The sequence below is a fragment of the Tardiphaga sp. 813_E8_N1_3 genome (genome assembly GCF_051811025.1).
In the GTDB taxonomy this organism is placed as follows: domain Bacteria; phylum Pseudomonadota; class Alphaproteobacteria; order Rhizobiales; family Xanthobacteraceae; genus Tardiphaga.
In genome coordinates this window covers 2,680,550-2,702,376 of sequence record NZ_JBPWQE010000001.1, presented here as the reverse complement: position 1 = coordinate 2,702,376, position 21,827 = coordinate 2,680,550, and the positions used below count along the sequence as shown (strand labels likewise).

General features: G+C 62.3%; 16 protein-coding genes and 2 tRNA genes. 6 read left to right on the top strand and 12 right to left on the bottom strand.

Annotated features, from left to right (window positions below):
- Nucleotides 1-77 precede the first annotated feature (77 nt).
- Nucleotides 78-692, top strand: a complete 615-nt coding sequence (locus AB8A33_RS12900) for a DNA-3-methyladenine glycosylase (RefSeq protein ID WP_439093141.1) — start codon at nt 78-80, stop codon at nt 690-692.
- Here the strand turns inward: AB8A33_RS12900 and AB8A33_RS12895 are convergent.
- From AB8A33_RS12895 to AB8A33_RS12875, 5 genes are all read right to left on the bottom strand, one after another.
- A complete protein-coding gene (locus tag AB8A33_RS12895) occupies nt 676-3,549 on the bottom strand; it encodes a valine--tRNA ligase (RefSeq protein WP_439093140.1) in 2,874 nt (957 codons plus the stop codon). The two genes, AB8A33_RS12900 and AB8A33_RS12895, sit on opposite strands and share 17 nt — an antisense overlap.
- A gap of 188 nt (nt 3,550-3,737) precedes the next feature.
- The gene (locus AB8A33_RS12890) at nt 3,738-4,484 is read right to left on the bottom strand and encodes a PopZ family protein (RefSeq protein ID WP_439093139.1); all 747 of its coding nucleotides are present in this window, start codon (nt 4,482-4,484) and stop codon (nt 3,738-3,740) included.
- 291 nt (nt 4,485-4,775) lie between these two features.
- Entirely contained in the window at nt 4,776-6,167 is a 1,392-nt protein-coding gene (locus AB8A33_RS12885) for a TolC family outer membrane protein (RefSeq protein WP_439093138.1), read from the bottom strand.
- A 233-nt stretch (nt 6,168-6,400) separates the two neighbouring features.
- The gene (locus AB8A33_RS12880) at nt 6,401-6,979 is read right to left on the bottom strand and encodes a protein-L-isoaspartate O-methyltransferase family protein (protein ID WP_439093137.1); all 579 of its coding nucleotides are present in this window, start codon (nt 6,977-6,979) and stop codon (nt 6,401-6,403) included.
- 150 nt (nt 6,980-7,129) lie between these two features.
- Nucleotides 7,130-7,204, bottom strand: a tRNA-Asn gene (locus tag AB8A33_RS12875).
- A 276-nt stretch (nt 7,205-7,480) separates the two neighbouring features.
- Here AB8A33_RS12875 and AB8A33_RS12870 point away from each other — a divergent pair.
- The gene (locus AB8A33_RS12870) at nt 7,481-7,654 is read left to right on the top strand and encodes a hypothetical protein (RefSeq protein WP_170849674.1); all 174 of its coding nucleotides are present in this window, start codon (nt 7,481-7,483) and stop codon (nt 7,652-7,654) included.
- A gap of 48 nt (nt 7,655-7,702) precedes the next feature.
- On the opposite strand, the gene AB8A33_RS12865 is transcribed toward AB8A33_RS12870, so the two are convergent.
- Genes AB8A33_RS12865 through AB8A33_RS12850 form a run of 4 tightly spaced genes read right to left on the bottom strand, consistent with a single transcriptional unit; the run spans nt 7,703 to nt 12,471 of the window.
- Complete coding sequence (locus tag AB8A33_RS12865; RefSeq protein ID WP_439093136.1) at nt 7,703-8,407, bottom strand: ABC transporter ATP-binding protein; 705 nt, start codon at nt 8,405-8,407, stop codon at nt 7,703-7,705.
- Nucleotides 8,394-10,274, bottom strand: coding sequence for a branched-chain amino acid ABC transporter ATP-binding protein/permease (locus tag AB8A33_RS12860; RefSeq protein WP_439093135.1), 1,881 nt, complete (start codon nt 10,272-10,274; stop codon nt 8,394-8,396). Before AB8A33_RS12860 ends, AB8A33_RS12865 begins: the two co-directional genes overlap by 14 nt.
- The gene (locus AB8A33_RS12855) at nt 10,271-11,146 is read right to left on the bottom strand and encodes a branched-chain amino acid ABC transporter permease (protein WP_068736430.1); all 876 of its coding nucleotides are present in this window, start codon (nt 11,144-11,146) and stop codon (nt 10,271-10,273) included. Before AB8A33_RS12855 ends, AB8A33_RS12860 begins: the two co-directional genes overlap by 4 nt.
- Nucleotides 11,147-11,154: 8 nt before the next feature.
- Nucleotides 11,155-12,471 (bottom strand): ABC transporter substrate-binding protein, encoded by a 1,317-nt coding sequence (locus AB8A33_RS12850; RefSeq protein WP_439093134.1) that lies wholly within the window; start codon nt 12,469-12,471, stop codon nt 11,155-11,157.
- A 348-nt stretch (nt 12,472-12,819) separates the two neighbouring features.
- Between AB8A33_RS12850 and AB8A33_RS12845 the strand changes: the two genes are divergently transcribed.
- From AB8A33_RS12845 to AB8A33_RS12830, 4 genes are all read left to right on the top strand, one after another.
- A complete protein-coding gene (locus AB8A33_RS12845) occupies nt 12,820-13,791 on the top strand; it encodes a LysR family transcriptional regulator (RefSeq protein WP_439093133.1) in 972 nt (323 codons plus the stop codon).
- A 173-nt stretch (nt 13,792-13,964) separates the two neighbouring features.
- The gene (locus AB8A33_RS12840) at nt 13,965-14,144 is read left to right on the top strand and encodes a hypothetical protein (protein WP_068736432.1); all 180 of its coding nucleotides are present in this window, start codon (nt 13,965-13,967) and stop codon (nt 14,142-14,144) included.
- Nucleotides 14,145-14,230: 86 nt separating this feature from the next.
- Nucleotides 14,231-14,304, top strand: a tRNA-Cys gene (locus AB8A33_RS12835).
- Nucleotides 14,305-14,434: 130 nt separating this feature from the next.
- Entirely contained in the window at nt 14,435-14,758 is a 324-nt protein-coding gene (locus AB8A33_RS12830; protein WP_439093132.1) for a hypothetical protein, read from the top strand.
- Between the two features lie 27 nt (nt 14,759-14,785).
- Here AB8A33_RS12830 and AB8A33_RS12825 read toward each other — a convergent pair whose 3' ends face one another.
- The 3 genes from AB8A33_RS12825 to AB8A33_RS12815 are packed head-to-tail and all read right to left on the bottom strand — an operon-like array spanning nt 14,786 to nt 21,806.
- Nucleotides 14,786-15,520 carry a tRNA-uridine aminocarboxypropyltransferase gene (locus tag AB8A33_RS12825; protein ID WP_439093131.1) on the bottom strand — a complete coding sequence of 245 codons (735 nt, stop codon included), beginning with the start codon at nt 15,518-15,520 and terminating at the stop codon, nt 14,786-14,788.
- 56 nt (nt 15,521-15,576) lie between these two features.
- The gene (locus tag AB8A33_RS12820; RefSeq protein ID WP_439095927.1) at nt 15,577-18,654 is read right to left on the bottom strand and encodes an efflux RND transporter permease subunit; all 3,078 of its coding nucleotides are present in this window, start codon (nt 18,652-18,654) and stop codon (nt 15,577-15,579) included.
- A gap of 29 nt (nt 18,655-18,683) precedes the next feature.
- Entirely contained in the window at nt 18,684-21,806 is a 3,123-nt protein-coding gene (locus tag AB8A33_RS12815; RefSeq protein ID WP_439093130.1) for an efflux RND transporter permease subunit, read from the bottom strand.
- Nucleotides 21,807-21,827: the final 21 nt, after the last annotated feature.

Genomic DNA, 21,827 nt, shown 5'->3' with positions numbered 1-21,827 from the left:
CTTAGGTAATCCGCCGGGCCCTGTCCTGCAACCCGCCCTCGCCTTGCCCGGCCCTGCATCATAACATAGCGGGCAGAATGGCTCCAAAACCTCACCAAATCCCCCAAAAGCTCGGCAAGGCACTCAAACGCAGCTTTTTCGCGCGGAGCGTGCACGATGTGGCTCCTGACCTGATCGGTGCGACGCTTCTGGTGGATGGCATCGGGGGCGAGATCGTCGAGGTCGAGGCCTATCATCACACCGAGCCCGCGGCCCATTCCTTCAACGGGCAGACACCGCGCAACCAGATCATGTTCGGGCCACCCGGCTTTGCCTATGTCTACCGCTCCTACGGCATCCACTGGTGCGTGAATTTCGTCTGCGAGGCCGAGGGATCGGCCAGCGCGGTGCTGATCCGGGCACTGCAGCCGACTTTCGGGATTGGCGAGATGCAGCTGCGGCGCGGGCTGCAGGATGAGCGCATGCTGTGCTCCGGGCCTGGCAAGGTTTGCCAGGCCCTGGGCATCAGCATCGCACATAACGGGCTGGCGCTGGACAAGCCGCCGATCGCCATTCATGCCCGGACGGAGGTGCCGGACATCGTCGCCGGCATTCGCATCGGCATTACCAAGGCAGTCGAGCTGCCGTGGCGCTATGGGGTGCGCGGCTCGCGTTATCTCAGCAAACCGTTTCCGCTCACACTGCGTTCTTGAGTCGCTCTAGCGCTTCCAGCGTCTTGGCCTTACGGGCCTCGGCTGCCTCGCGCTTCTCGCGCTCTTCCTCGACGATCTCTTCCGCGGCGTTGGCGACGAATTTCTCGTTGGAGAGTTTGGCGTCAGCGCGCTTGATATCGGCTTCGGCTTTCACGAGTTCCTTGTCGAGACGCGTCTTCTCGGCGCCGAGATCGATCACGCCCTTCAACGGCAGCGCTGCGACTTCACCGCGGATCAAGAGCTGCACAGCACCCTGCGGGGCGACATCGGCAAAGGATATCTCGCCGAGACGCGCGAGGCGCTTCACGACATCGCTCCAGCGCTGGGCACGGGCTTGAGTTTCCGCAGACGCACCGGCCAGCACCAGTGGCGTCAATGTCGCCGGCACGATGTTCATCTCGGCACGCACCGAGCGGACCTCCGTCACCAGATCGATGACCCAGCCGATTTCGGCTTCGGCGGCGTCATCCTTGAAGTCGGCGACCGGTTCGGGATCGCCCATCAAGATTGGTGCAACGATCGGATCGCTCGCGGCGGTCGCGATGATCAGGGCTTCCTGCTCGCGCGTCAGGCCGCTCGCCTTGCGTGACCACGGTGCGAGCGCCAGCAGACCGTTGCGCGGCGCCGTCACGGCCCAGAGTTCTTCCGTGATGAACGGCATGAACGGATGCAGCAGCTTCAGGATCTCGTCGCGCGCCCAGGCGACCATCGCGCGGGTCTCGGTCTTGGCTGGACCGTCCTCGCCCATCATGAAAGGCTTGGCGAGTTCGAGATACCAGTCGCAATACACATTCCAGACGAACCTATAGGCCGCGCCCGCCGCATCGTTGAAGCGATAGGTTTCGATGGCTTCGGTGACTTCGCGTGTCGCTTTGACGGTCTCATGCGCGATCCAGCGGTTGAGCACTTCCTTGGCTTTGGTCGGATCGAAGCCCACCGGCAGCACACACTCGTTCATTTCGGCGAAGCGGCAGGCGTTCCAGAGCTTGGTCGCGAAATTGCGATAGCCCTCGACGCGCTGGGTTGCGAGCTTGATGTCGCGGCCCTGTGCGGCCATCGCAGCCAGCGTAAAGCGCAACGCATCGGCACCGTACTGGTCGATCAGGTTCAGGGGATCGATGACGTTGCCCTTCGACTTCGACATCTTGGCGCCCTTCTCGTCGCGGACGAGGGCGTGGATGTAGACGGTCGGGAACGGCACGTCCTTCTTGAAGTGCATGCCCATCATCATCATCCGGGCGACCCAGAAGAAGATGATGTCGAAGCCGGTGACCAGCACATTGGTCGGATAGTAGCGATCGACATCGACCGAGCTCTGCGGCCAACCCAGCGTCGAGAACGGCCAGAGCGCTGACGAGAACCAGGTGTCGAGCACATCTTCATCGCGCGTGATGAAGCCCTCGCGCTTCGCCGGATCGAGCGCCATCTCGTGGCCCTGCTCTTCCGTGATCACTTCCTGCTCGACATAATAGCCAAGCGCGTTGCCGACCGCTTCTTCCTCGGTCTCGGCGACGAATACCTTGCCATCCGGGCCGTACCAGGCCGGGATCTGATGGCCCCACCACAGCTGGCGCGAGATGCACCATGGCTGGATGTTCTCCATCCACTCGTAATAGGTCTTTTCCCAATTCTTCGGCACGAACTCTGTGGCGCCGGTGCGCACGGCGGCGATCGCCGGCTGCGCCATGGTCTTGGCGTCGACATACCACTGGTCGGTCAGATAGGGCTCGATGACGACGCCGGAGCGGTCGCCATGCGGCACCATATGCGTGTTGGGCTCGATCTTCTCCAGGAAGCCGAAGTCCTCCAGCCGCTGCACGATGGTCTTGCGCGCCTTGAAGCGCTCCATGCCGTGCAATTCTTCAACCAGCTCCGACGCCGCGATCGGCAGGCCGCGCAGATAATCTTCATTGTCGGCGAGTGCGAGCTTGCCTTCGATATCGAGGATGCTGATGCGTGCAAGGCCGTGGCGGTTGCCGACTTCGAAGTCGTTGAAGTCGTGCGCAGGCGTGATCTTGACTGCGCCGGAGCCCTTCTCCGGATCGGAATATTCATCGGCGACGATCGGGATCAGACGACCGACCAGCGGCAGAACGACGTTCTTGCCGATCAGATGGGTATAGCGTTCGTCATCCGGATTCACGGCGACGCCGCTGTCGCCGAGCATCGTCTCGGGGCGTGTGGTCGCGACGGTGATGAAAGAAGCCGGGTCTTCCGGGTTGAAATTCTTGCCTTCGAGCGGATAGCGCAGATGCCAGAGGTTACCCTTGACCTCGACCTGCTGAACCTCGAGATCTGAAATCGCCGTGAGCAGCTTCGGATCCCAGTTCACAAGGCGCTTGTCCTTGTAGATCAGGCCTTCGCGATGTAGCTGCACGAACACCTTGATGACGGCTTCGGACAGGCCCTCGTCCATGGTGAAGCGTTCGCGCGACCAGTCACAGGAGGCGCCAAGGCGCTTCAACTGATTGACGATGACGCCGCCACTCTCGGCCTTCCACTTCCAGACGCGTTCGAGAAATGCCTCGCGGCCCATGTCGCGGCGACCGGGCTCCTGACGCTCCATCAGCTGGCGCTCGACCACCATCTGGGTCGCGATGCCGGCATGGTCGGTGCCGGGCTGCCACAGCACGTCGCGGCCGCGCATGCGCTCGAAACGACAGAGCACGTCCTGCAGCGTGTTGTTGAGGGCGTGGCCCATATGCAGCGAGCCGGTGACGTTCGGAGGCGGGATCACGATCGTATAGGGCTCGGCATCCACCCGGTCCGCGCGGCCGGCCTTGAACGCGCCTTCGGCTTCCCAGGCGGCGGCGATGCGGGTCTCGATATCGGCGGGCTGATAGGTCTTTTCGATCATGACAATTCAATCAAATCAGGGGTTTTCGGCCACGGTTTGAGGCCCGATTTTCAGGTTTGGGGCGAACGCAGGAAGCCGATGGCGCTAGAAACCCGCCAGCGCGGCTCAAGTCAACATACAGGGTTGTTTAACCGCCCCGGAGGGCCAAACGAAGGCCCCGAAAGGCCGTCGTTGCCTGTCTCGCGGGCCTAGCGGCCGCCGCGCGAGACGCGCTCGATCTCGGCCTTGACGATGCGTTCGACGAGGCCTGGCAGGTTGTCGTCCAGCCAGGACTTCAGCATCGGACGCAGCATTTCCTTGACGAGATCTTCAAGGGTCCGCGCGTTGTTGCTCAGAACCGTATTGGCCAGCGCATTGAAGGCCGACTCCACGGACGACACGGTGCTGTGCGACAGGATCTGCTGCTGCGGCGCGACCGGCGGCGGATCATAGGACGGCGCGTCGAAGCGCGGCGCCGGCCGTTCGCTGCTGGCGGCGACAGCTTCGGCGAATTCGAGGTCGTCATCTGGCTCGACATGCTGGAATGCGGGTTCCGGCTCGGGGTCGGCGACCATCATCTCGTCGGTCAGTTCGAATACATCACCGTCGGGCTGCGCCGGGCGCACCTCTTCCTCGGTGGTCGCGGCTTCCAGGCTGGCCAACATCGCGTCGATGTCGTCCTGGCTGTTGGAAGCAGCAGGCTCCGGCTCTGGTGGCGGCGCAGGCTTCGGGGCTGGCGGCGGCGGTGCTTTGGCGGCAGCAGCCTGCGCGGCAGGAATCGCCGACGGCGGAATGTCTGTCATCGCAGCAGGCTTGGGTGCAGGAGCTGGCTTGGGCGGCGGCGGAGGAGCAACTTCGGCGACGGCCGGCTTGGCTTCGTCGTCGGCGATGATACGTCGGATCGACGCCAGAATCTCCTCCATCGAGGGCTCCTGGACCTTTGCAGGTTGCGTCATGTCCGACTCCGCATCATCAACGCTCTCGTCAATATTTTACACCAGACGAGGCTGAATTTGCGGGTTGTCGTTTTGACGACCGTTCGATTCAGCGCGCAAGCCTGACTTGTCCCCAAGATCAAGCAAGGCCTGACCACCAACTGTCGCGCGGGAAATGCCCAAGGAATTAGGAGAGGCGTTCCGAATCGCTAAGCCAGCAATGCAAACGGTACGTCATCGGACAAATTGATTGCAAGCAAAGGGCCGCACAAGCGGCCCTTTCGACACGATATCAGGTGATATCCGAGCGCGTTAGCGCCCGTCGGGCGTACGCACGCCGACCCAGCTATCGCGCACCTGATGGTAGTGCACGCTTGGGTCATACACATTGGTGTTCAGCTTCATCACCGTCGGCGACAGACGACCGACTGCGTTGAGCACCGAGTATGATGCCACCACACGATCATGCTGCGCGGTGACGAGTGCGACGCGCGCATTCACCAGTGCCTGCTGGGCGTTCAACACGTCGAGCGTGGTGCGCTGGCCGGCCTTGGCTTCCTCGCGAACGCCGTTCAGCGCGATTTCGGAAGCCTGCACCTGCGCCTGTGCGGACGAGACCTGCGCCCTGCCCGCCAGCAACTGGCCCCAGGCCTGCACGACGCTCGCGCGGGTCTGGTCACGCACCTGTTCGAGTGCCAGACGCTGCTGCGCCAGCGTTTCCTTGGACTGACGGATCAGCGAATATTCGGCGCCGCCCTGGTAAACCGGGATCGACACTTGCGCGATGCCTGATGCCGTCAGACCGCGCGGCTGCGAAATCGACTGTTCCCAGCCCTGCTGGATGTTGGCCTGCAAGGTCACGCTCGGGAATAGCGCCCCCTCGTTGACCTTCACATTGAGGAAGCTGACGTCGATACCGAACATCGCGGCGGTGACGTTGGGGTTTTCGACGAGACCGAGATCGACGGCGCCGGGCAGCGTGTTCGGCAGGAAACGATCAACCGGCGAACCCGCCTGCAGGTTACTCGGCTCGTTGCCGATGATACGGCGGAAGTTCGAGCGCGTGGTGGTGAGATTCGACTCGGCGGTCAGCAACTGGGTGCGGCCGGCAGCGAGCTGGGCTTCGGACTGCGCAACGTCGGTACGGGTGACTTCGCCGACATTGAAGCGATCGCGGGTCTGCTTCAGCGTCTGCTCGAGCACACGCACGTTGCTCTTCTGCACCTCGACCACGGCCGAGTCGCGCAGATAGTCCATGTAGATGGTTGCGGCGGAAAGAATCACAGACTGTTCGAGCACGCGCAGACCTTCGCGTGCAGCCGACACCTGTCCCTCGGCGGCACGCGTGCGGTTCGCCGTCTGCTGGCCGTTGTACACATTCTGCGTGATGGTCGCGCCAACGGCGCGGGGAACCTGCACGCCGTGAATTGCGGTCGCAGTACCTGCAATGCTGTTGACCGCGTCCGTGTACTGATAGCCACCGCTCGCAGTGATCGCGACCCGCGGCCGATAACCCGACAAAGCCTGTGGCACATTTTCGTCAGTGACGCGCACCGAAGCGCGCTGGGAATTCAATTGAGGATTGTTCTGATAAGCGCGAACCAACGCCGCTTCGATCGTGTCAGCCAGAACTGGTGACGCTCCGGCAAATGCCAGCAAAAGGGCCGCAGCTGCAGCACCGGTGAGAGCTTTAACGCCGCCCATTCTTGGTAATCCATTCATGCCGTTCACTGATCCGGGCGCACAATTATGGCGGCGGAACAGGTGATGTCCGTTAGCGAGTCTCCACTCACCATATTCCGCGCATTGGCGAGACGGAACCTCTCGTGGAAATTTGACAGTGAAAACTTGGCGAATGGGACATCCAAGCCACACTTGTAATTACCGCTGGCGATATTAGCGGTGCCCCGATGCCCGCTAAGGGCCCTCGGTCAGCCCTAGAAGACGAATGCCGGGAGCTTTTCCAGGCCCGGCAGAACCGGCGCGGTAGCATCGAACAGGGGACGGGAGCCAAAATCGTCGTGGGAATGGGTCACGATCACGGCGCGGGCGGGCTTGGTCAGGGCGAACACGCCCACCAGTTGGCCACCGGAGGCCAGCTGCTTGTAGAGCCCCGTCGGGACGACTTCCGTCGCGCCGGCCAGAACGATCAGATCATAGGGGCCGTTCGCGGCATCGCCATCGGCCGGCATGCCGGCCGCGCTGGTGACCTGCCCGGCAAACTGGGCGATCACGGCGGCCGCATAGCCCGTGGGGCAACCAACCACCAGAACCTTGTCGGTCGCCTTTACGTCGGAGGCTTGCAGCATCCGCGCCAGCACCACCGGCTTGATCAGAAAGCGATTCGGGGCAACTTCGAGGTCGAGATCGAGATAGGCCATGGCGCGCTGGCTGGCAGGAACGAACTCCTCACGCGGCACCGCGAGCATGGCATCGATGATGCGCAAATCGGTGACGTCGCTGGGACGCACCTGACCATCAACCATCTTCTGGCGTGCGGTCGAAAAGTCGGACATGAGCGATCCCTTGCAAACGGCTGGAAGTTCCTTTTGCAGGAATTACGGCAGCGCAAAGCGGGATGCAAGGTTCGTAAAAACACAGCAGCCAACGCACTATCGAGACGATCCCGAGCGCGGTTTCTGGCAGCTGTTTTGCGGAAGGATGTTTGGCTCCCCGGGCTGGATTCGAACCAGCGACCATTCGATTAACAGTCGAATGCTCTACCGCTGAGCTACCAGGGAACGTGCGAAGCTTGTTCGCAGGCCGCAGCGTATAACAAAGCGATCCGCGCTTGGAAAGCAGGAAATGCAGCTCGTCGTACAGCAATCGCCAATCCGGGAAAACTCAGAAAATGCCTGATGTTACGGGATATTCTTGATGCTCGGCCCGTTCTCACCGGGCCCATGTCGCATGCGCGCACAGAATAATCTTTCCAACCGTGTCGCTATTTAGTCTTATTGCACCGCAAGACTGCCCTTCGCGACGTTGAACAAGTTCCGAATCGAACGAGGTGACCGATGCCAGCCACGCACACCGACCGCGCGCTTCCGACCGACCTCAACTCCCTGCCCTTTATCAGTGATGACGAATGCGTCACCCGGCTCGCCGAAGCCGTCGAGGCGCATGACAGCGATCACCTTGATGAGGTGGCGCTTCTGATCGGACGCCTCGCGGTGCCGATCGAAATCTAGGGAATCAAGTAGCCGGGGACCCCGTCCCCGGAGATGAGATCCCGGGAATCACATCCCGACGCCGAGGAAGTCCCGCATCAGGTCGGGGCTGGCGTTGAGATCGGCCGGCGTGCCTTCGAACACCACGTGGCCGTTATTGAGCCCATAGACGCGGTTGGCGAAACTCAATGCCGCCGTAACGTTCTGTTCGACCACAATCATGGTGCGGCCCTCGGCGGCGAGATTGCGTGAGACCTCGACGAGATCGCGCACGATCAGCGGCGCGAGGCCTTCGAACGGCTCGTCCAGCAGGATGATACGGGCATCGCGGATCAGCGCGCGGGCGATGGCCAACATCTGCTGTTCGCCGCCGGACAGTGTGCGCCCGGCGGATTTGCGGCGCTCCTTGAGGCGCGGAAACACGTCGTAGATTCGATCGTAGGACCAGGCATTCGGCGCCGTCAGCGCCGCGATGCGCAGGTTTTCCTCGACCGTCAGGCCGCCAAAAATGGCGCGCTCTTCCGGCACCAGTTGCACGCCCATGCCGGCAATGGCCGACGGCGGCAGGCCCTCGATGGATTTGCCGTCAAGGCGGATGTTGCCGCTGCGCGGCGACAGCACGCCCATGATCGAGCGCAGCGTCGTGGTCTTCCCGGCGCCGTTGCGGCCGAGTAGTGCCACGACCTCGCCCTGCTCGACCCGGATCGACAGGTCGAACAGCACGTGGGAATCGCCATACAGCGTATTGATCTTGTCGACTTCAAGCAGGCTCATGCGCGTGCAGCCCTCCCAGATAGGCGTCCTGCACGGCCGGGTTGCGCCGGATCTCATCGGCGGTGCCATCCGCCAGCAGTCGGCCTTCGTAGAGCACGGTGATGCGCTCGGCGAGTTCGAAGATGGCGTCGAGATCGTGCTCGACGATGATCACGGTTCGCGAGCGCCCGATGTCGCGAATGAAGGCGCAGGTCGCGATGCGTTCTGCCGGGCTCATGCCGGCCAGCGGCTCGTCCAGCAGCAGCACATTCGGGCTGGTCGCCAGCGCCATGCCGATCTCAAGCCGGCGTTTTTCGCCGTAAGCCAGGATATGCGCGGGCGTGTCGGCGCGCTCGACCAGATTGAGCAGACCGAGGATCGAGGTGATCTGCGCCTCGACATCCGGAAGGCTGCCAGCGCCGCGCAACAGGTCGAAACGCATCGGTCCGCGGCTGCGGGCCAGTGCGGCGATCCGCAGGTTCTTGCGCACCGTCAGATTGGGAAACAGTTGATTGAGCTGATTGCTCTTGGCGATACCGAGCTGTGCTGCGCGGCTGACGCCGACACCCGTGACTTTCTCGCCGAACAGCAGGACTTCGCCGGAGGACGGACTGACCTCGTCGAGCAGCATCTTGAACAGCGTGCTCTTGCCGGCGCCGTTGGGGCCGATCACCGCATGAATCGACCCGTGGCGCACCTTGAAGGAGACACCATCGACGGCTTTGAGACCGCCATAGTGCCGCGCCAGCGATTTGGCTTCGAGTGCCACGTCGCTGTCACCCGTCGACGGTTCGGCAAGTGTCAGCTTGACGTCCTTGGGCGGCGCGACGGGTTTGGTCGCGGCATCGATATTGTGCGCTTCAATGGCTTCGGTTTTGGCCTCGGCGGCTCGTGCGGCAGCCAGGTTACGGCGTTCGTTCCACCAATGGGCGATCTCGCCGCAGATGCCGCGGCGCAGCCCGATCACCAGAATGATGAAGGCGATGCCGAGCACCAGCTTCCACAGGATCGCAAAGCCCGGAATGAGTTGCAGATTGTCGCGCAGCCACAGCCAGACGGCCGCGCCGACCAGCGGACCGATCAGCGTGCCGGCGCCGCCGACAATGGTTTGAACTACGAGTTGTCCCGACGTCTCCAGCGAAAACGCATCCGGCGGCATGTAGCTCTGGAACGAACCGAGCAAACCGCCTGCGAGGCCTGCATAGAGCGCGGCAATGACGAAGGCCGTCAGCTTGTAGGCCGGCACGTTATGGCCGAGCATTGCGACGCGACCGGTGTTTTCCTTGATGGCCAGCAGGATCGCGCCGACCGGCGAGCCGACAATGCGGCGCGCCAGCACGTAACCGAGAAAGAAGATCACCGCGAACAGGATATACATCGGCATTCCCGCGCTAATGCGGATAGCACTGGCGCCAAAGCCGAGTACCGGCACCGGCACGCCGGGGATGCCGTTCTCGCCGCCGGTGTAGTCCGACAGCGGCGAATTCTCGATGAAATAGGCCATCTGGCCGAAGGCCAGCGTAATCATTGTGAAATAGATGCCGATACGGCGCACGGCGAACCAGCCGACCATGAGGCCGAACAAGCCGGCCGCGATGGTGCCGATCAAAAGCGCCAACCAGACGCTATCGATGGTGTGGGACACCAGCAGATAGGCGCTGACAAAGCCGCCGACCCCGAAAAATGCGGCCTGTCCAAAGGACAGCAGGCCGGTCAGGCCGAACAGGATGTCGAAGCCGAGGCCGATCAGGCCCCAGTTCAACACACGTGTCAGCAGATCGGTCGAGAAACCGAGATGCGGGAACACGATGGGTGCCACGATCAGCGTGCACAGCACCGCGAGTTCGGGAAGCCAGCCCCGCAAGCCGCCGGAACGAGGACGCATCATGCGCGGCCTTCCGAACCGAACAGACCCTGCGGGCGCATGATCAGCAGCACCGCCATCAGCGCGTAGAGCATCACTTCCGAATAGGACGAGTTGAAAGCGCTGGTCAGGCTGATGATCTCGCCCGCGATCAGGCCGCCGATGACTGCGCCCGGGAACGAGCCGAGGCCACCGAGCACGATGACCACGAAAGACTGCGCCATGAAATTGGCGCCCATGTCCGGCGTCACGGCCACGACCGGCGCATAGAGCATGCCGGCGAGACCGACGGCGACAACGCCGATGGCGAAGACCAGCAGGAAGGCGCGGCGCACATTGATGCCGAGGATGCCGACCATGCCGGGATTCTCGATGCCGGCGCGAACCACAAGGCCCATCGAGGTGCGATAGAGCACGAGATAGAGACTGAGCAGCAGCCCGGCGATGATGGCGATCAGTTGCAGGCGATAAGTCGGATAGATCAGGAAGCCCATCTGGGTCGCGCCCTGCCCCCAGGACGGCACCGGCACACGCTGCGCATTGCCTCCGAAGGCTGCACGCACGCATTCGACGAGCACGATGCCCACGCCGTAAGTGACAAGGATCTGATCCTCATGCGGCCGGTCGTAGAAATAGCGGATGATGATGCGCTCCAGCAGGAAACCCAGCGCCAGCATGAAGCCGCAGCCGACGACGATCGCGAGCACAAAAGACGACGTGTATTGCAGCAGGACGAAAGCGGCATAGGCGCCCACGGCGAACAGCGCGCCGTGAGCGAAGTTGAGAACGCCAAGCGTGCCCAGGATGATCGTCAGACCACTGCTGACGAGCGCCAGCAGTGTGCCGAGTGCGAGGCCATTAAAGGCCTGCGAGATGAGGACGGGCCAGCTTGGCATGGTGATCCTTAGGTATAGGGGCCGAGCTTGCAGCCGAAGAAGTCTGGCGCGTTCATCACGCTTTCGCCGTCGGCGATATCGACGATCTCGTAGAAGTCTTCCTTGTTCTTCATATCGGCCGGCTTCTTGCCACGCAGGATCGGGATCGGCCGAACCATCTGGTGATCCTCGGCGCGGAAATAGACCTTGCCGATGGTGGTCTCATAAGGCTGCGCCTTGGAGTTTTCCATTGTCTTGATCACATCGACCGGATTGAACGTACCGGCGCGTTCGACCGACATCGCCCACAGATAGGTTTGCATGTAGCCGATATGCGCGCCCCAGCGCGGATAGTACTTGTTCTGCGCCAGGAAGGTTTCGACGAAGGTCTTGGCGAGCGGATAGGTGTCCTGCAGCCCCCACCAGAAATCGCAGCTGCCATAGACGCCCTGCATCAATTCGGCGCCGAGTTCCTTGTCCTGGAACGAGGACAGGTTCGGCACCACGAGCTTCATGCGCTTCAGCACGCCGAACTGCTCGGCTTGCTTGGTCGAAGCGACCGCATCGCCGCCGAAGGCGATGTTGACGAATACGTCCGCGCCGCTATTGGCGATGTTCAGGAGCGCCGACGAATAGTCGGTGGTGCCGAGCGGCACGACTTCCTTGGCGACTTGCTTCCAGCCCTGCTCCGCCGAGAACTTGGCGAAGCTGTCATAGACGGTGTGGCCATAGGTGTAGTCGGGCACGAGGAAGGCCGACTTCACGTTCTTGCCCAGCGCCTTGGCGACGACAGGCGCCATCGCCTTCGCGGCCATGTAAGCGTTCTGCTGCGAGCGGAAGCCATAGCGCTGGCAGTTCTTGCCGGTGATGTCGTTGGAGCCGGCGATGCCGACCATGTACAGCACCTTCTCACGCGACCCGAGCTCTTCGAGCGCAATGGCGCTGGCTGATGACACCGAGCCTGACACCATGATCGCCTTGTCGCGCTGGATGAACTGGGTGGCGCTCTGCACGTCGAGGTTGGGCTTACCTTCGGTGTCGGACACCTTGTACTTGATCTGGCGGCCGAGCACGCCCTTGCCCTTGAGGCCCCACTTCTGTGCGATGTCGCCGCCGGCATTGATCTGCGCGATGGCCAGTTCATAGCCGAGCTTGAGATCGCCGCCGTCGCCCGAAAATACACCGGTGAGCGGGATGGTCAGACCGACGAACACCGAATCCGCCGTGACGCCTTCCGGGAAAGTACCGATAGTGGCCGGCGATTGTGCGAACGCGCTGCCTGGAAGCATAAGGCCAGCGGCAGTGCCAACTCCTCCGAGCAAAAGTTGTCGACGGTCAAACTGCATGACACACCCTTCTGGTTCGATCACCGCCGCCATTGGCCGGTGAGCTGCGATGGGGGCTGGCCCCGGCGAAGTTGAGTTTCTGGAACGGGATGCCGCCGTGGCTCTCGCGGTGCCTGCGAGATCATCGCAGGAGCCTCATTCATGGTCACTCGCTGAACCCGAAATACCGGCAGCGTCGCGTCCGCAAAGTGAGAGAGAACGGATCGTTCTTTGTTCCCGTCAGGCTAGGTTGCTTCGGATCGCGCGGGGTATAGACAATCCTGCAAAGGGCCTTGCAGACTGGTTTTTCCACCGCGACATCGCGTCCCGGGTATGGTTTGCTGGCACAGCTCTTGCTGATTGTCTTGGATGGAAAATTTCAAAGCTCTCGATTGGGATGACCTCAAGGTCTTCATTCACGCAGCCCGCGGCGGCAGCCTGGGCAATGCGGCCAAGCGCCTTCGGGTTGATCAATCCACCATCAGCCGCCGGATCGCGCATCTCGAGAGCACCTTGGGCGTGGCGTTGTTCGAGCGATTGCCGTCCGGATTGAAGGTCAACGAGACCGGCGACCGCCTGCTCTGCCATGCCGAGCGCATCGAGAGCGCCGTGATCGCCATGCGGGAAGACGTGCAATGCGGCGGCAGCCGTATGGCTGGCCGGGTCCGCCTTGCCACGATGGAGGGCATCGCCTCGCTCTACCTCGCCTACCGCTTCGTCGAACTGCGCAAACAGCATCCGGACCTGACCGTCGAACTGTTGACGTCACCGCAGAGCGTCTCAGTGAATCGTCGCGAGGCCGATCTATTTCTGAGCTTCTTCCGCCCCACCGGCCAGGGCATGGTGTCCGAGCGGATCGGCTGCTTTCAGCTCGGGCTCTATGCGTCGCAAGAATATCTCGACGCGCATGGCATGCCCAAGAGCGCATCCGAGCTCACGCAACACAGCTTCGTCACCTATATCGACGACCAGATCCAGCTCGACTCGGTGCGCTGGCTCGATGACATCATCAAGAGCCCGCCAGTCTCGTTCCATTCCAACAGCATGTGCGCGCAGATGAACGCTGCGGCCGGCGGCATCGGGCTCGTGCTGCTGCCGAGTTTTGCCACGGCGCGTCGTCCCGACCTGATCCCGGTGCTGCACGACAAGCTGTCCACCACGCGAGAGCTGTGGATCAACGTCCATAATGACCTGCAATTCGTGCCGCGCATCCGCGCGGTGTCGAGTTTCCTGAAGTCGACCTTCAAGGCGGATCCCCTGATGCAGGCCAGCACGAAGGGCCGCAAGATGCTGGATACGCTGCTGGAGACGGACACACCCGTCACGGAGCAAACAGTTTGATGTTACCGCGGACCATCTGATCGGTGCCGGAAAACCCCGCATCTGATTTAACGAGGTAAACGTCCCGGTAACCATCACGGGCCTGACGTGTGGATCGGTACAATTTGAACGATCCATTCAACAGCCCAACAAAGGCTTTGCGTCAGATTGCTCCCAAGACAGGGAGCTAAAAGATGAGCGAAGCCGAATTTGACTATCTGCTGGAGACGGTCCGGGCCGAAATCGAGGCCGATGTGCGGGACGATCTGCGCAGCCAGGAAATGTTCTTCGCCCCGATTCCGACCGCTGCGAACGACAATGACGGCCCTTGGCCACTGATTCCGTTTCCGGATGGCTGGCAGGCCTCCTGCTGATCATTGTGTCGGTATGTCGGAACCCATGAAAGATTCCAGCCGGGCATTGCCTAAATGGCTGATGGTCTGTAACTAACCCGCTATGGGGCCATGTGGCGGAATGGTTACGCGCCGGTCTGCAAAACCGTTTATTCGGGTTCGATTCCCGACGTGGCCTCCATAAATCCAATCAATGACTTAGCCTGCCAGACCCGTGATCGGGCGCGATTGCTATGAGTGGTGCGCTGCAACACTTCGCTTGGCAGGATTGGAGTATTGATCGTAGCATCCTGCCAACCCTAGGGGGCACGATGAACATCCGGGTCTTGATCGCCACGTTGCTGATGACCTCGCCAGGCTGGGCCCAGGCCAAACCGCCCGTTCCGGTTCGCACCGATCCCTGCGCGCCGATCGGCCGGACCGCCGACGGCCAGCTGGTCTATTCCATGAAGTGCGAGAAGCTGCCGGTTCCGGTGATGCCGCCACAGGCCGCAGCCCCGGCACCGCCTCCCGCCCCCGTCGTGGAAGAAGCGCGCGGCGGACTGTTCCGCAATCCGTTTCCGTCGCTCGTCAGGCCGTCATCATCGAGTGACGAGCGTGAAGCCGGCGTCGGTCCTCCGCCCGGCAGCCGATAGGCCGGGATCAACCAAAACCGAACGCGATCAGGCGCGTTTCTTGCGCCGCCAGTCACGCTTGGGCTTCGGTTTGGGCGCCAGTTCCGGCATGACGCTCTGTGCTTCGCGATATTTTGCCAGCATCCGCTCGAAAGCCTCGTTCAGCGTGGTCTCGATCTCGGGCTTCCGTTCGAGGCTGGCCAGCAGCATCCCCGCGGCCTCGATGGTCGATAGCCCGTCCTTGCGCGGTTCGCGGCGCAGCTTGCCGTAAAGCGACGGTTTTTCCGGTCCGAGAATGACGCGCTGGCATTTCAGCATCCAGGCATTCCGCCACCACAGCGCCTTGGCCTGGCTCCAGGTGCCGTCCAGCAGCACAATGCCCTGAATATCCTTGAGTAACGCCTTCTGGTTTTCCTCGGCCTGCCCCTTGCGGTCGATAGCCAGGATATCGCGATCGGTCTCGTAATCGGTGACCTTGGCGGAGCCGAGATAGAGGATCGCCCAGCGCTGGGGATCGGCGACGGGCTTGCCCAGCGCCTTGGCGAGGCTTGGCCATGACAGACCGATCTTCACCGTCGCCTTCTTGAAATGCTGGGCGGCGACGCGGGCCGTCGCGAGCGCCGCATCCTGCTCCTGCGGATGCTGCAGGATCAGGAGCTCGATTTTGTTGTCGATGGGCGTGATGCTATCACAGATGCACAGCGGCATCGGCTTCTGGCAATGCGGGCATACCGGGATCGCGTCGGCGGCCTCGGCAGCTTGCAGATCTGATTTCTTGGACATTGCCCGCTATACGCTGCGCGGCCTGAGGCTTCAACCGTCGTGACGGCCGACTATGGCTATTCGGCCGGGACCGGCAGCGGCGCCCGGGCGAAGCGGTTACGCAACCGGTCGATCAGCAGGTAAATCACCGGCGTCGTGTAGAGCGTCAGCACCTGCGAGACGAACAGCCCGCCGATGATGGTAATGCCCAGCGGCCGCCGCAGCTCGGTGCCCGGTCCGGTGGCAATGACCAGCGGGATGGCGGCGAATACCGCGGCCAGCGACGTCATCAGGATCGGGCGGAAGCGCACGCTGCAGGCCTCGAAGATCGCCTCCGCCGGCGACAGCCCGCGATGCCGCTCGGCTTCGATGGCGAAATCGACCATCATGATCCCGTTCTTCTTGACGATGCCGATGAGAAGAATGATGCCGACGAAGGCGATCACGGTCAGCGGTGTATTGGTGATCTGCAACGCCAGCAACGCGCCGAGCCCGGCTGAGGGCAGTGTCGAGATGATGGTCAGAGGATGCACCAGGCTCTCATAGAGCACGCCCAGCACGATATACATGGCGATCAGCGCGCCGAGGATCAGCAGCGGCTGCCGCCCCGTGGTCTTGCTGAAGTCACCGGCATTGCCATCGAAGCCGCCGCGGATGCCTTCCGGCATATGCAATTCGTCGACCGCGCGCTGGATGTTGCCTGTCACGGCATCGAGCTGCACGCCGGGCAGCGTGTTGAACGACACCGTCGTCGACGGGAACCCCTGCGAATGGAACACCGCCAGCGCCGACAACGTGCGCGACATGCGCACAACCGCCGACAGCGGCACCTGCGACCCATTCAGGCCCGCGACATAGATGCGATCGAGGTCGGACGGATCGTTCTGGAATTTTGGATCGATTTCCAGCACCACCTTATATTGGTTGCGCTGGGTGTAGATCGTCGAGATCTGTCGCTGCGAGAACGCGTTGTTCAAGGCATTGTCGATGTCCTGCACCCTGACGCCGAGGCTCGATGCCATCTTGCGGTCGATGGTCAGTGTCAATTGCAATCCGCCGGGATCGCGGTCGCTCGACACATCGGTGATGCCCTCGACGCTCTCCAGCCGCTTGCCGACCAGCGGGGCCCATTTCTGCAGGAGATCGAGATTGGTCGAGGTCAGCGTGTATTGGTAGTTGGAGTCGCTCTGGCGTCCACCGGCGCGCAGGTCCTGTGCAGCAAACATGAAGAGACGGATACCCGGGACCGCGCTGAGCTTCGGACGCAACCGGTTGATCACGTCTTCGGTCGATGCTCCGTTACGCTCTTCCGGCGGCTTCAAAGCGATAAACATCGTGCCCCGGTTGGCGCCGCCGCCGCCCGGCCCGCCCGTGCCGCCAAGCGACGAACCGATACTGGCCACGCCCGGATCGGCCAGCACAAGATCCGCCATATGCTGCTGTAGTCCGAGCATCGCCTGAAACGAGACATCAGCCGATGCCCGCGTTGCACCGATCACGAAGCCGCTGTCGTCGTTCGGGAAGAAACCTTTCGGCGTCTTGATGTACAGCGTGATCGTCAGCGCGATGGTGGCGAAGAACACCACCAGCGTCAGCAACGGAAAGCCTAGTACCACATGCAGCGTGCGCTCATAGAACGCTACGACGCGTGACAGCGTGCCCTCAACAATACGGTCGAAACGGGTCTCCGTACTCGACAGACCGCTCTTGATATATTGCGCGCAGATCATCGGCGTCACCGTCAGCGACACCAGCGTCGAGACGACAATCGAGAATGTCAACGTCAACGAGAATTCGCGCAGCAATCGGCCGACCAGACCATCCATGAAGATCAGCGGGATGAAGGCAGCGATTAGCGACAGGCTGATCGACAGCACCGTGAAGCCGATCTGCCTGGCGCCTGCGAACGCCGCCTGCATCGGCGCCATACCCTCTTCGAGATTGCGGTACATGTTCTCGATCATGACGATGGCGTCATCGACCACAAAGCCAACAGAGATCGCCAGCGCCATCAGCGACAGGTTGTTGATAGAGAAGCCGGCCAGCCACATGCCGACGCAGGTGCCGGCCAGCGCCAGCGGCACCGAGACGCCGGCCGCGATAGTGGGCGTGCCGCGACGCAGGAACAGGAACACCACGGCCATCACCAGCACGGCGGTGGCAAACAGCGTCCACTCCATGTCCTCGACCGAGGCGCGAATGGTACCGGTGCGGTCGGTCAGAACCGAAATCTCGATCCCGGCAGGAATCCATTGTTTCAGATCAGGGATCAGCGCTTTCACGCGATTGACGGTGTCAATGACATTGGCATCGCCCTGCTTGGTGATCTGGATCAGCACCGCCGGCTGCTTGTTGAACCAGGCAACCGAGCGGCTGTTGCGCGTCGCATCCTGAACATCGGCGACATCGGACAGCCGCAGATAATTGCCATTCGAACTCTTGACGATGATCTCGCGAAACTCTTCCGCCGTGCGCATCTGCGGATTCATCGAGATCGTCTCGCTCTGCCGCGATCCCTGGAAGATGCCGACTGGGCCAAGTGGATTCGCATTGACGATGGCGGTGCGCACGTCGTCGGTGGCAATCCCGGCATTCGACAGCGCGACCGGATTGAGCTGGATGCGAACTGCGGGCTGGTCGGCGCCGCTGGCCGTGACCTCGCCGACCCCCGGCACCTGCGACAGCCGCTGCACGATCACGGTGTCGGCGACGTCGTAGATTGCGGATGCGGACATCGTTGGCGACGTCAAAGCGAGAATGAAGACAGGTGCGGCTGACGGATTCGCCTTGCGGAACGTCGGCAGCGTCGGAAGATCGGTCGGCAGATCGGCCATCGACGCATTGATGGCAGCCTGGACGTCACGCGCGGCGCGATCGACGTCGCGGCCTATGGCGAATTGCAGCTGAATGCTCGTCGAGCCCAAGGAGCTTGTTGAGGTGATCTGATCCAGGCCAGCAATGATACCCAGCCGTCGTTCCAGCGGCGCTGCGACGGTCGCAGCCATGATCGACGGATCGGCGCCGGGCCGCGACGCTTGCACGCGGATCATCGGGAAATCGACATTGGGCGTCGCAGCGACCGGCAGGAAGTGATAGGCGACAACGCCGAGAAGAAACAGTCCGATCGCCAGCAACGTGGTGCCGACCGGCCGCATGATGAATGGTGCTGAGATGGAGATGGCCACTAGGGCGCCCCCCCTGCTCCCGCCGTTCCGGCTGCACCCGCCACGGGCGTTGTACTCTTCTCGAACCGACGATTGATGCGATCCAGCGCCAGATAGATCACCGGCGTGGTGTAGAGCGTCAGGATCTGGCTGAGCAGCAGACCGCCGATGATCGACACACCGAGCGGGAAGCGCAGCTCTGCGCCGGTGCCGCTTTCGATCGCCAGCGGCAACGCACCAAACAATGCCGCCAGCGTGGTCATCATGATCGGCCGGAACCGCAGTAGACAGGCTTCGACGATCGCCGCTTCCGGTGCCATGCCGCGATTGCGTTCGGCATCCAGCGCAAAGTCGATCATCATGATCGCGTTCTTCTTGACGATGCCCATCAACAGGATGATGCCGATCAGGCCGATAACCGACAGGTCCTGCCCGGTCAGCATCAGCGCGAGGATCGCACCGACACCTGCCGATGGCAGCGTCGAGAGAATCGTGATCGGATGAATGTAGCTCTCATAGAGCACACCGAGCACGATATAGATCGTCACCAGTGCAGCGAGGATCAGCCAGGGCTGGCCGGACAGCGATTTGGAGAATTCTGCAGCGTCGCCGGAGAACATCCCGACGATGCTGGTCGGCATACCGATCCGGGTCTCGATCTTCTTCACTTCATCGACCGCATCCCCAAGCGCTTCGTTCGGCCCGAGGTTGAAGCTGAGCGAGATCGCCGGGAATTGCGCCTGATGCGAGATCGCCAGCGGCGCTGTCGTGCGAGTCAGTGTGGCCACAGCCGATAGCGGCACCTGCGCGCCTGCTACACCGGGCAGATACAGTTTCGACAGCACGTCGGGATCGCGCTGCTGCGACGGCAATGCTTCAAGCACGACGCGGTACTGATTGGCCTGACCGTAGATGGTCGAAATCTGGCGCTGCGCGAAGGCATCATTCAGAGTGTCGGTGACGCCCTGCAGATTGACGCCGAGCTGACCGGCACGCTGCCGATTGATATCGAGCGATGCTCGCAATCCACCGGTCTGGGCTTCCGAGGACACGTCTCGGAACATCGGATCGCGGCGCAACTCAGCAACGAGCTTCTGTGACCACTCGGTCACCTGCGCCGCGTCGGTCCCTGTCAGCGTATATTGGTACTGCGAGCGACTGCTCTGTGTACTGATCTGGATATCCTGCACGGGCTGGAAATACACGGTCATACCCGGGATCGCCGCGACGCGATCCTTGAGCCGCGCTATCACGGCATTCATGTCATCCTTGCGCTCACCGCGCGGCTTCAGGGTCATCACGAGCCGACCGACATTGGTGGTCGGATTGACCGAGCCGCCGCCGATCACCGAGATGATTCCCGTCACATCCGGATCTGCCTGGATCGCCGCTGCCGCCGCGCTCTGTCGGCTCTGCATCTCTGCGAATGACACGTCGGCGCCGGCCTCCGTCACGGCAGTGATCGAGGCAGTGTCCTGCAGCGGCAGGAAGCCCTTGGGGGCGATGACATAGAGGCCCAGCGTCGCGACGATGGTCAAGAACGTGACCACGAGTGTACCCGCCTGATGCTGCAGCACCCACAACAGCGTGCGATGATAAAACGCCACCATCCGGTCGATACCGCGGCTGACGGCCCCGAGACCGGGCACCTGCCATTCATCCTTGGTGTGCTTCAAAAGCCGCGAGCACATCATCGGCGTCAGCGTCAGCGAGACCACGGCGGACATGACGACGGCGATGGTCAGCGTCATCGCGAATTCACGGAACATGCGGCCCACAAGACCGGACATGAATAGCAGCGGGATGAACACCGCGATCAGCGACACCGTCAGCGAGATGACCGTAAAGCCGATTTCTTTCGCGCCTGCCAGTGCCGCTTCCATCGGGCTCTCGCCCTCTTCCATGTGACGGACGATGTTCTCGATCATCACGATGGCGTCGTCGACCACGAAGCCGGTGCCGATGGTCAGCGCCATCAGGCTAAGATTGTCGAGGCTGAAGCCGGCGAAATACATCACGCCGAAGGACGTGATCAGCGACAGCGGTAGGGCCACGCCGGCAATCAGCGTTGCCCGCAGCGACCGGAGGAACAGCAGCACCACCAAAGTCACGAGGATGACGGACAACACCAGCGTGAATTGCACGTCATGGACCGAGGCGCGGATGGTCACGGTGCGATCGCTCACGATGGTCAGCTTGACGCCGGCCGGCATCGCGCGCTGTACCTTCGGAATTTCCTCGCGGATCTGGCGAACGACCTCGATGACATTTGCACCGGGCTGACGCTGGATCTCGATGATGACGGCAGGCGTGCCTTGATACCAACCGCCAGTGCGGTCGTTTTCCAGCCCATCGACGATCTGCGCGATGTCGCCGATGGTGACGGGCGATCCGTTGCGGTAGGCGATGATGATCGGCCTGTACGCATCCGCTGCAACGATCTGGTCGTTGGCCGCAATCGTATAGGCCTGCTGTGCGCCATCGAGTGAGCCCTTGGGGCCCGACACATTGGCGCCGGCAATTGCCGCGCGCAGGTCCTCCATCGCGATGCCGTAGGCAGCGAGCCGCGCCAGATCCGCCTGCACCCGCACCGCCGGCTTCAAGCCGCCCAACACGGCAACGCGCCCGACACCCGAGATCTGGCTGAGCCGCTGCGCCAGCAACGTATCGGACAGATCGCTCATCGATCGCAGCGAGATCGTGTCCGAGGTCAGCGCCAACGTCATCACAGGCGCGTCGGCCGGATTGACCTTCGCGTAGACCGGTGGATATGGCAGGTTCTTCGGCAGAACGCCGGCGGCGGCATTGATCGCCGCCTGCACGTCCTGGGTCGCGCCATCGATATCGCGGTTCAGATCGAACTGCAGCGAGATCTGGCTGACGCCGAACGAGCTCGTCGAGGTCATCGACGACAGCGACGGAATCTGCCCGAGCTGACGCTCCAGAGGCGCGGTGATCAGCGACGCGGTCACTTCGGGGCTCGCGCCCGGCAATTGCGTCGAGACCTGCACAGTCGGGAAATCGACCTGCGGCAGCGCCGACACCGGAAGCCCGAAGTAGCCGAGCGCGCCACCGATCAGCAGCGCGATGCCGAGCAGCGACGTCGCGATGGGCCGGCGGATGAAGGGTTCCGAGACGCTCATGACTGTGCGCTCTTTGGTATC

What these genes read in the sequence shown, in the direction of transcription:
- AB8A33_RS12890 (WP_439093139.1), bottom strand. Translation starts at nt 4,484, where the DNA reads ATGACGCAACCTGCAAAGGTCCAGGAGCCCTCGATGGAGGAGATTCTG.
- AB8A33_RS12865 (WP_439093136.1), bottom strand. Translation starts at nt 8,407, where the DNA reads ATGAGCCTGCTTGAAGTCGACAAGATCAATACGCTGTATGGCGATTCC.
- AB8A33_RS12850 (WP_439093134.1), bottom strand. Translation starts at nt 12,471, where the DNA reads ATGCAGTTTGACCGTCGACAACTTTTGCTCGGAGGAGTTGGCACTGCC.
- AB8A33_RS12815 (WP_439093130.1), bottom strand. Translation starts at nt 21,806, where the DNA reads ATGAGCGTCTCGGAACCCTTCATCCGCCGGCCCATCGCGACGTCGCTG.
- AB8A33_RS12830 (WP_439093132.1), top strand. Translation starts at nt 14,435, where the DNA reads ATGAACATCCGGGTCTTGATCGCCACGTTGCTGATGACCTCGCCAGGC.
- AB8A33_RS12885 (WP_439093138.1), bottom strand. Translation starts at nt 6,167, where the DNA reads ATGGGCGGCGTTAAAGCTCTCACCGGTGCTGCAGCTGCGGCCCTTTTG.
- AB8A33_RS12880 (WP_439093137.1), bottom strand. Translation starts at nt 6,979, where the DNA reads ATGTCCGACTTTTCGACCGCACGCCAGAAGATGGTTGATGGTCAGGTG.
- AB8A33_RS12845 (WP_439093133.1), top strand. Translation starts at nt 12,820, where the DNA reads ATGGAAAATTTCAAAGCTCTCGATTGGGATGACCTCAAGGTCTTCATT.
- AB8A33_RS12870 (WP_170849674.1), top strand. Translation starts at nt 7,481, where the DNA reads ATGCCAGCCACGCACACCGACCGCGCGCTTCCGACCGACCTCAACTCC.
- AB8A33_RS12900 (WP_439093141.1), top strand. Translation starts at nt 78, where the DNA reads ATGGCTCCAAAACCTCACCAAATCCCCCAAAAGCTCGGCAAGGCACTC.
- AB8A33_RS12855 (WP_068736430.1), bottom strand. Translation starts at nt 11,146, where the DNA reads ATGCCAAGCTGGCCCGTCCTCATCTCGCAGGCCTTTAATGGCCTCGCA.
- AB8A33_RS12820 (WP_439095927.1), bottom strand. Translation starts at nt 18,654, where the DNA reads ATGCGGCCGGTCGGCACCACGTTGCTGGCGATCGGACTGTTTCTTCTC.
- AB8A33_RS12895 (WP_439093140.1), bottom strand. Translation starts at nt 3,549, where the DNA reads ATGATCGAAAAGACCTATCAGCCCGCCGATATCGAGACCCGCATCGCC.
- AB8A33_RS12825 (WP_439093131.1), bottom strand. Translation starts at nt 15,520, where the DNA reads ATGTCCAAGAAATCAGATCTGCAAGCTGCCGAGGCCGCCGACGCGATC.
- AB8A33_RS12840 (WP_068736432.1), top strand. Translation starts at nt 13,965, where the DNA reads ATGAGCGAAGCCGAATTTGACTATCTGCTGGAGACGGTCCGGGCCGAA.
- AB8A33_RS12860 (WP_439093135.1), bottom strand. Translation starts at nt 10,274, where the DNA reads ATGATGCGTCCTCGTTCCGGCGGCTTGCGGGGCTGGCTTCCCGAACTC.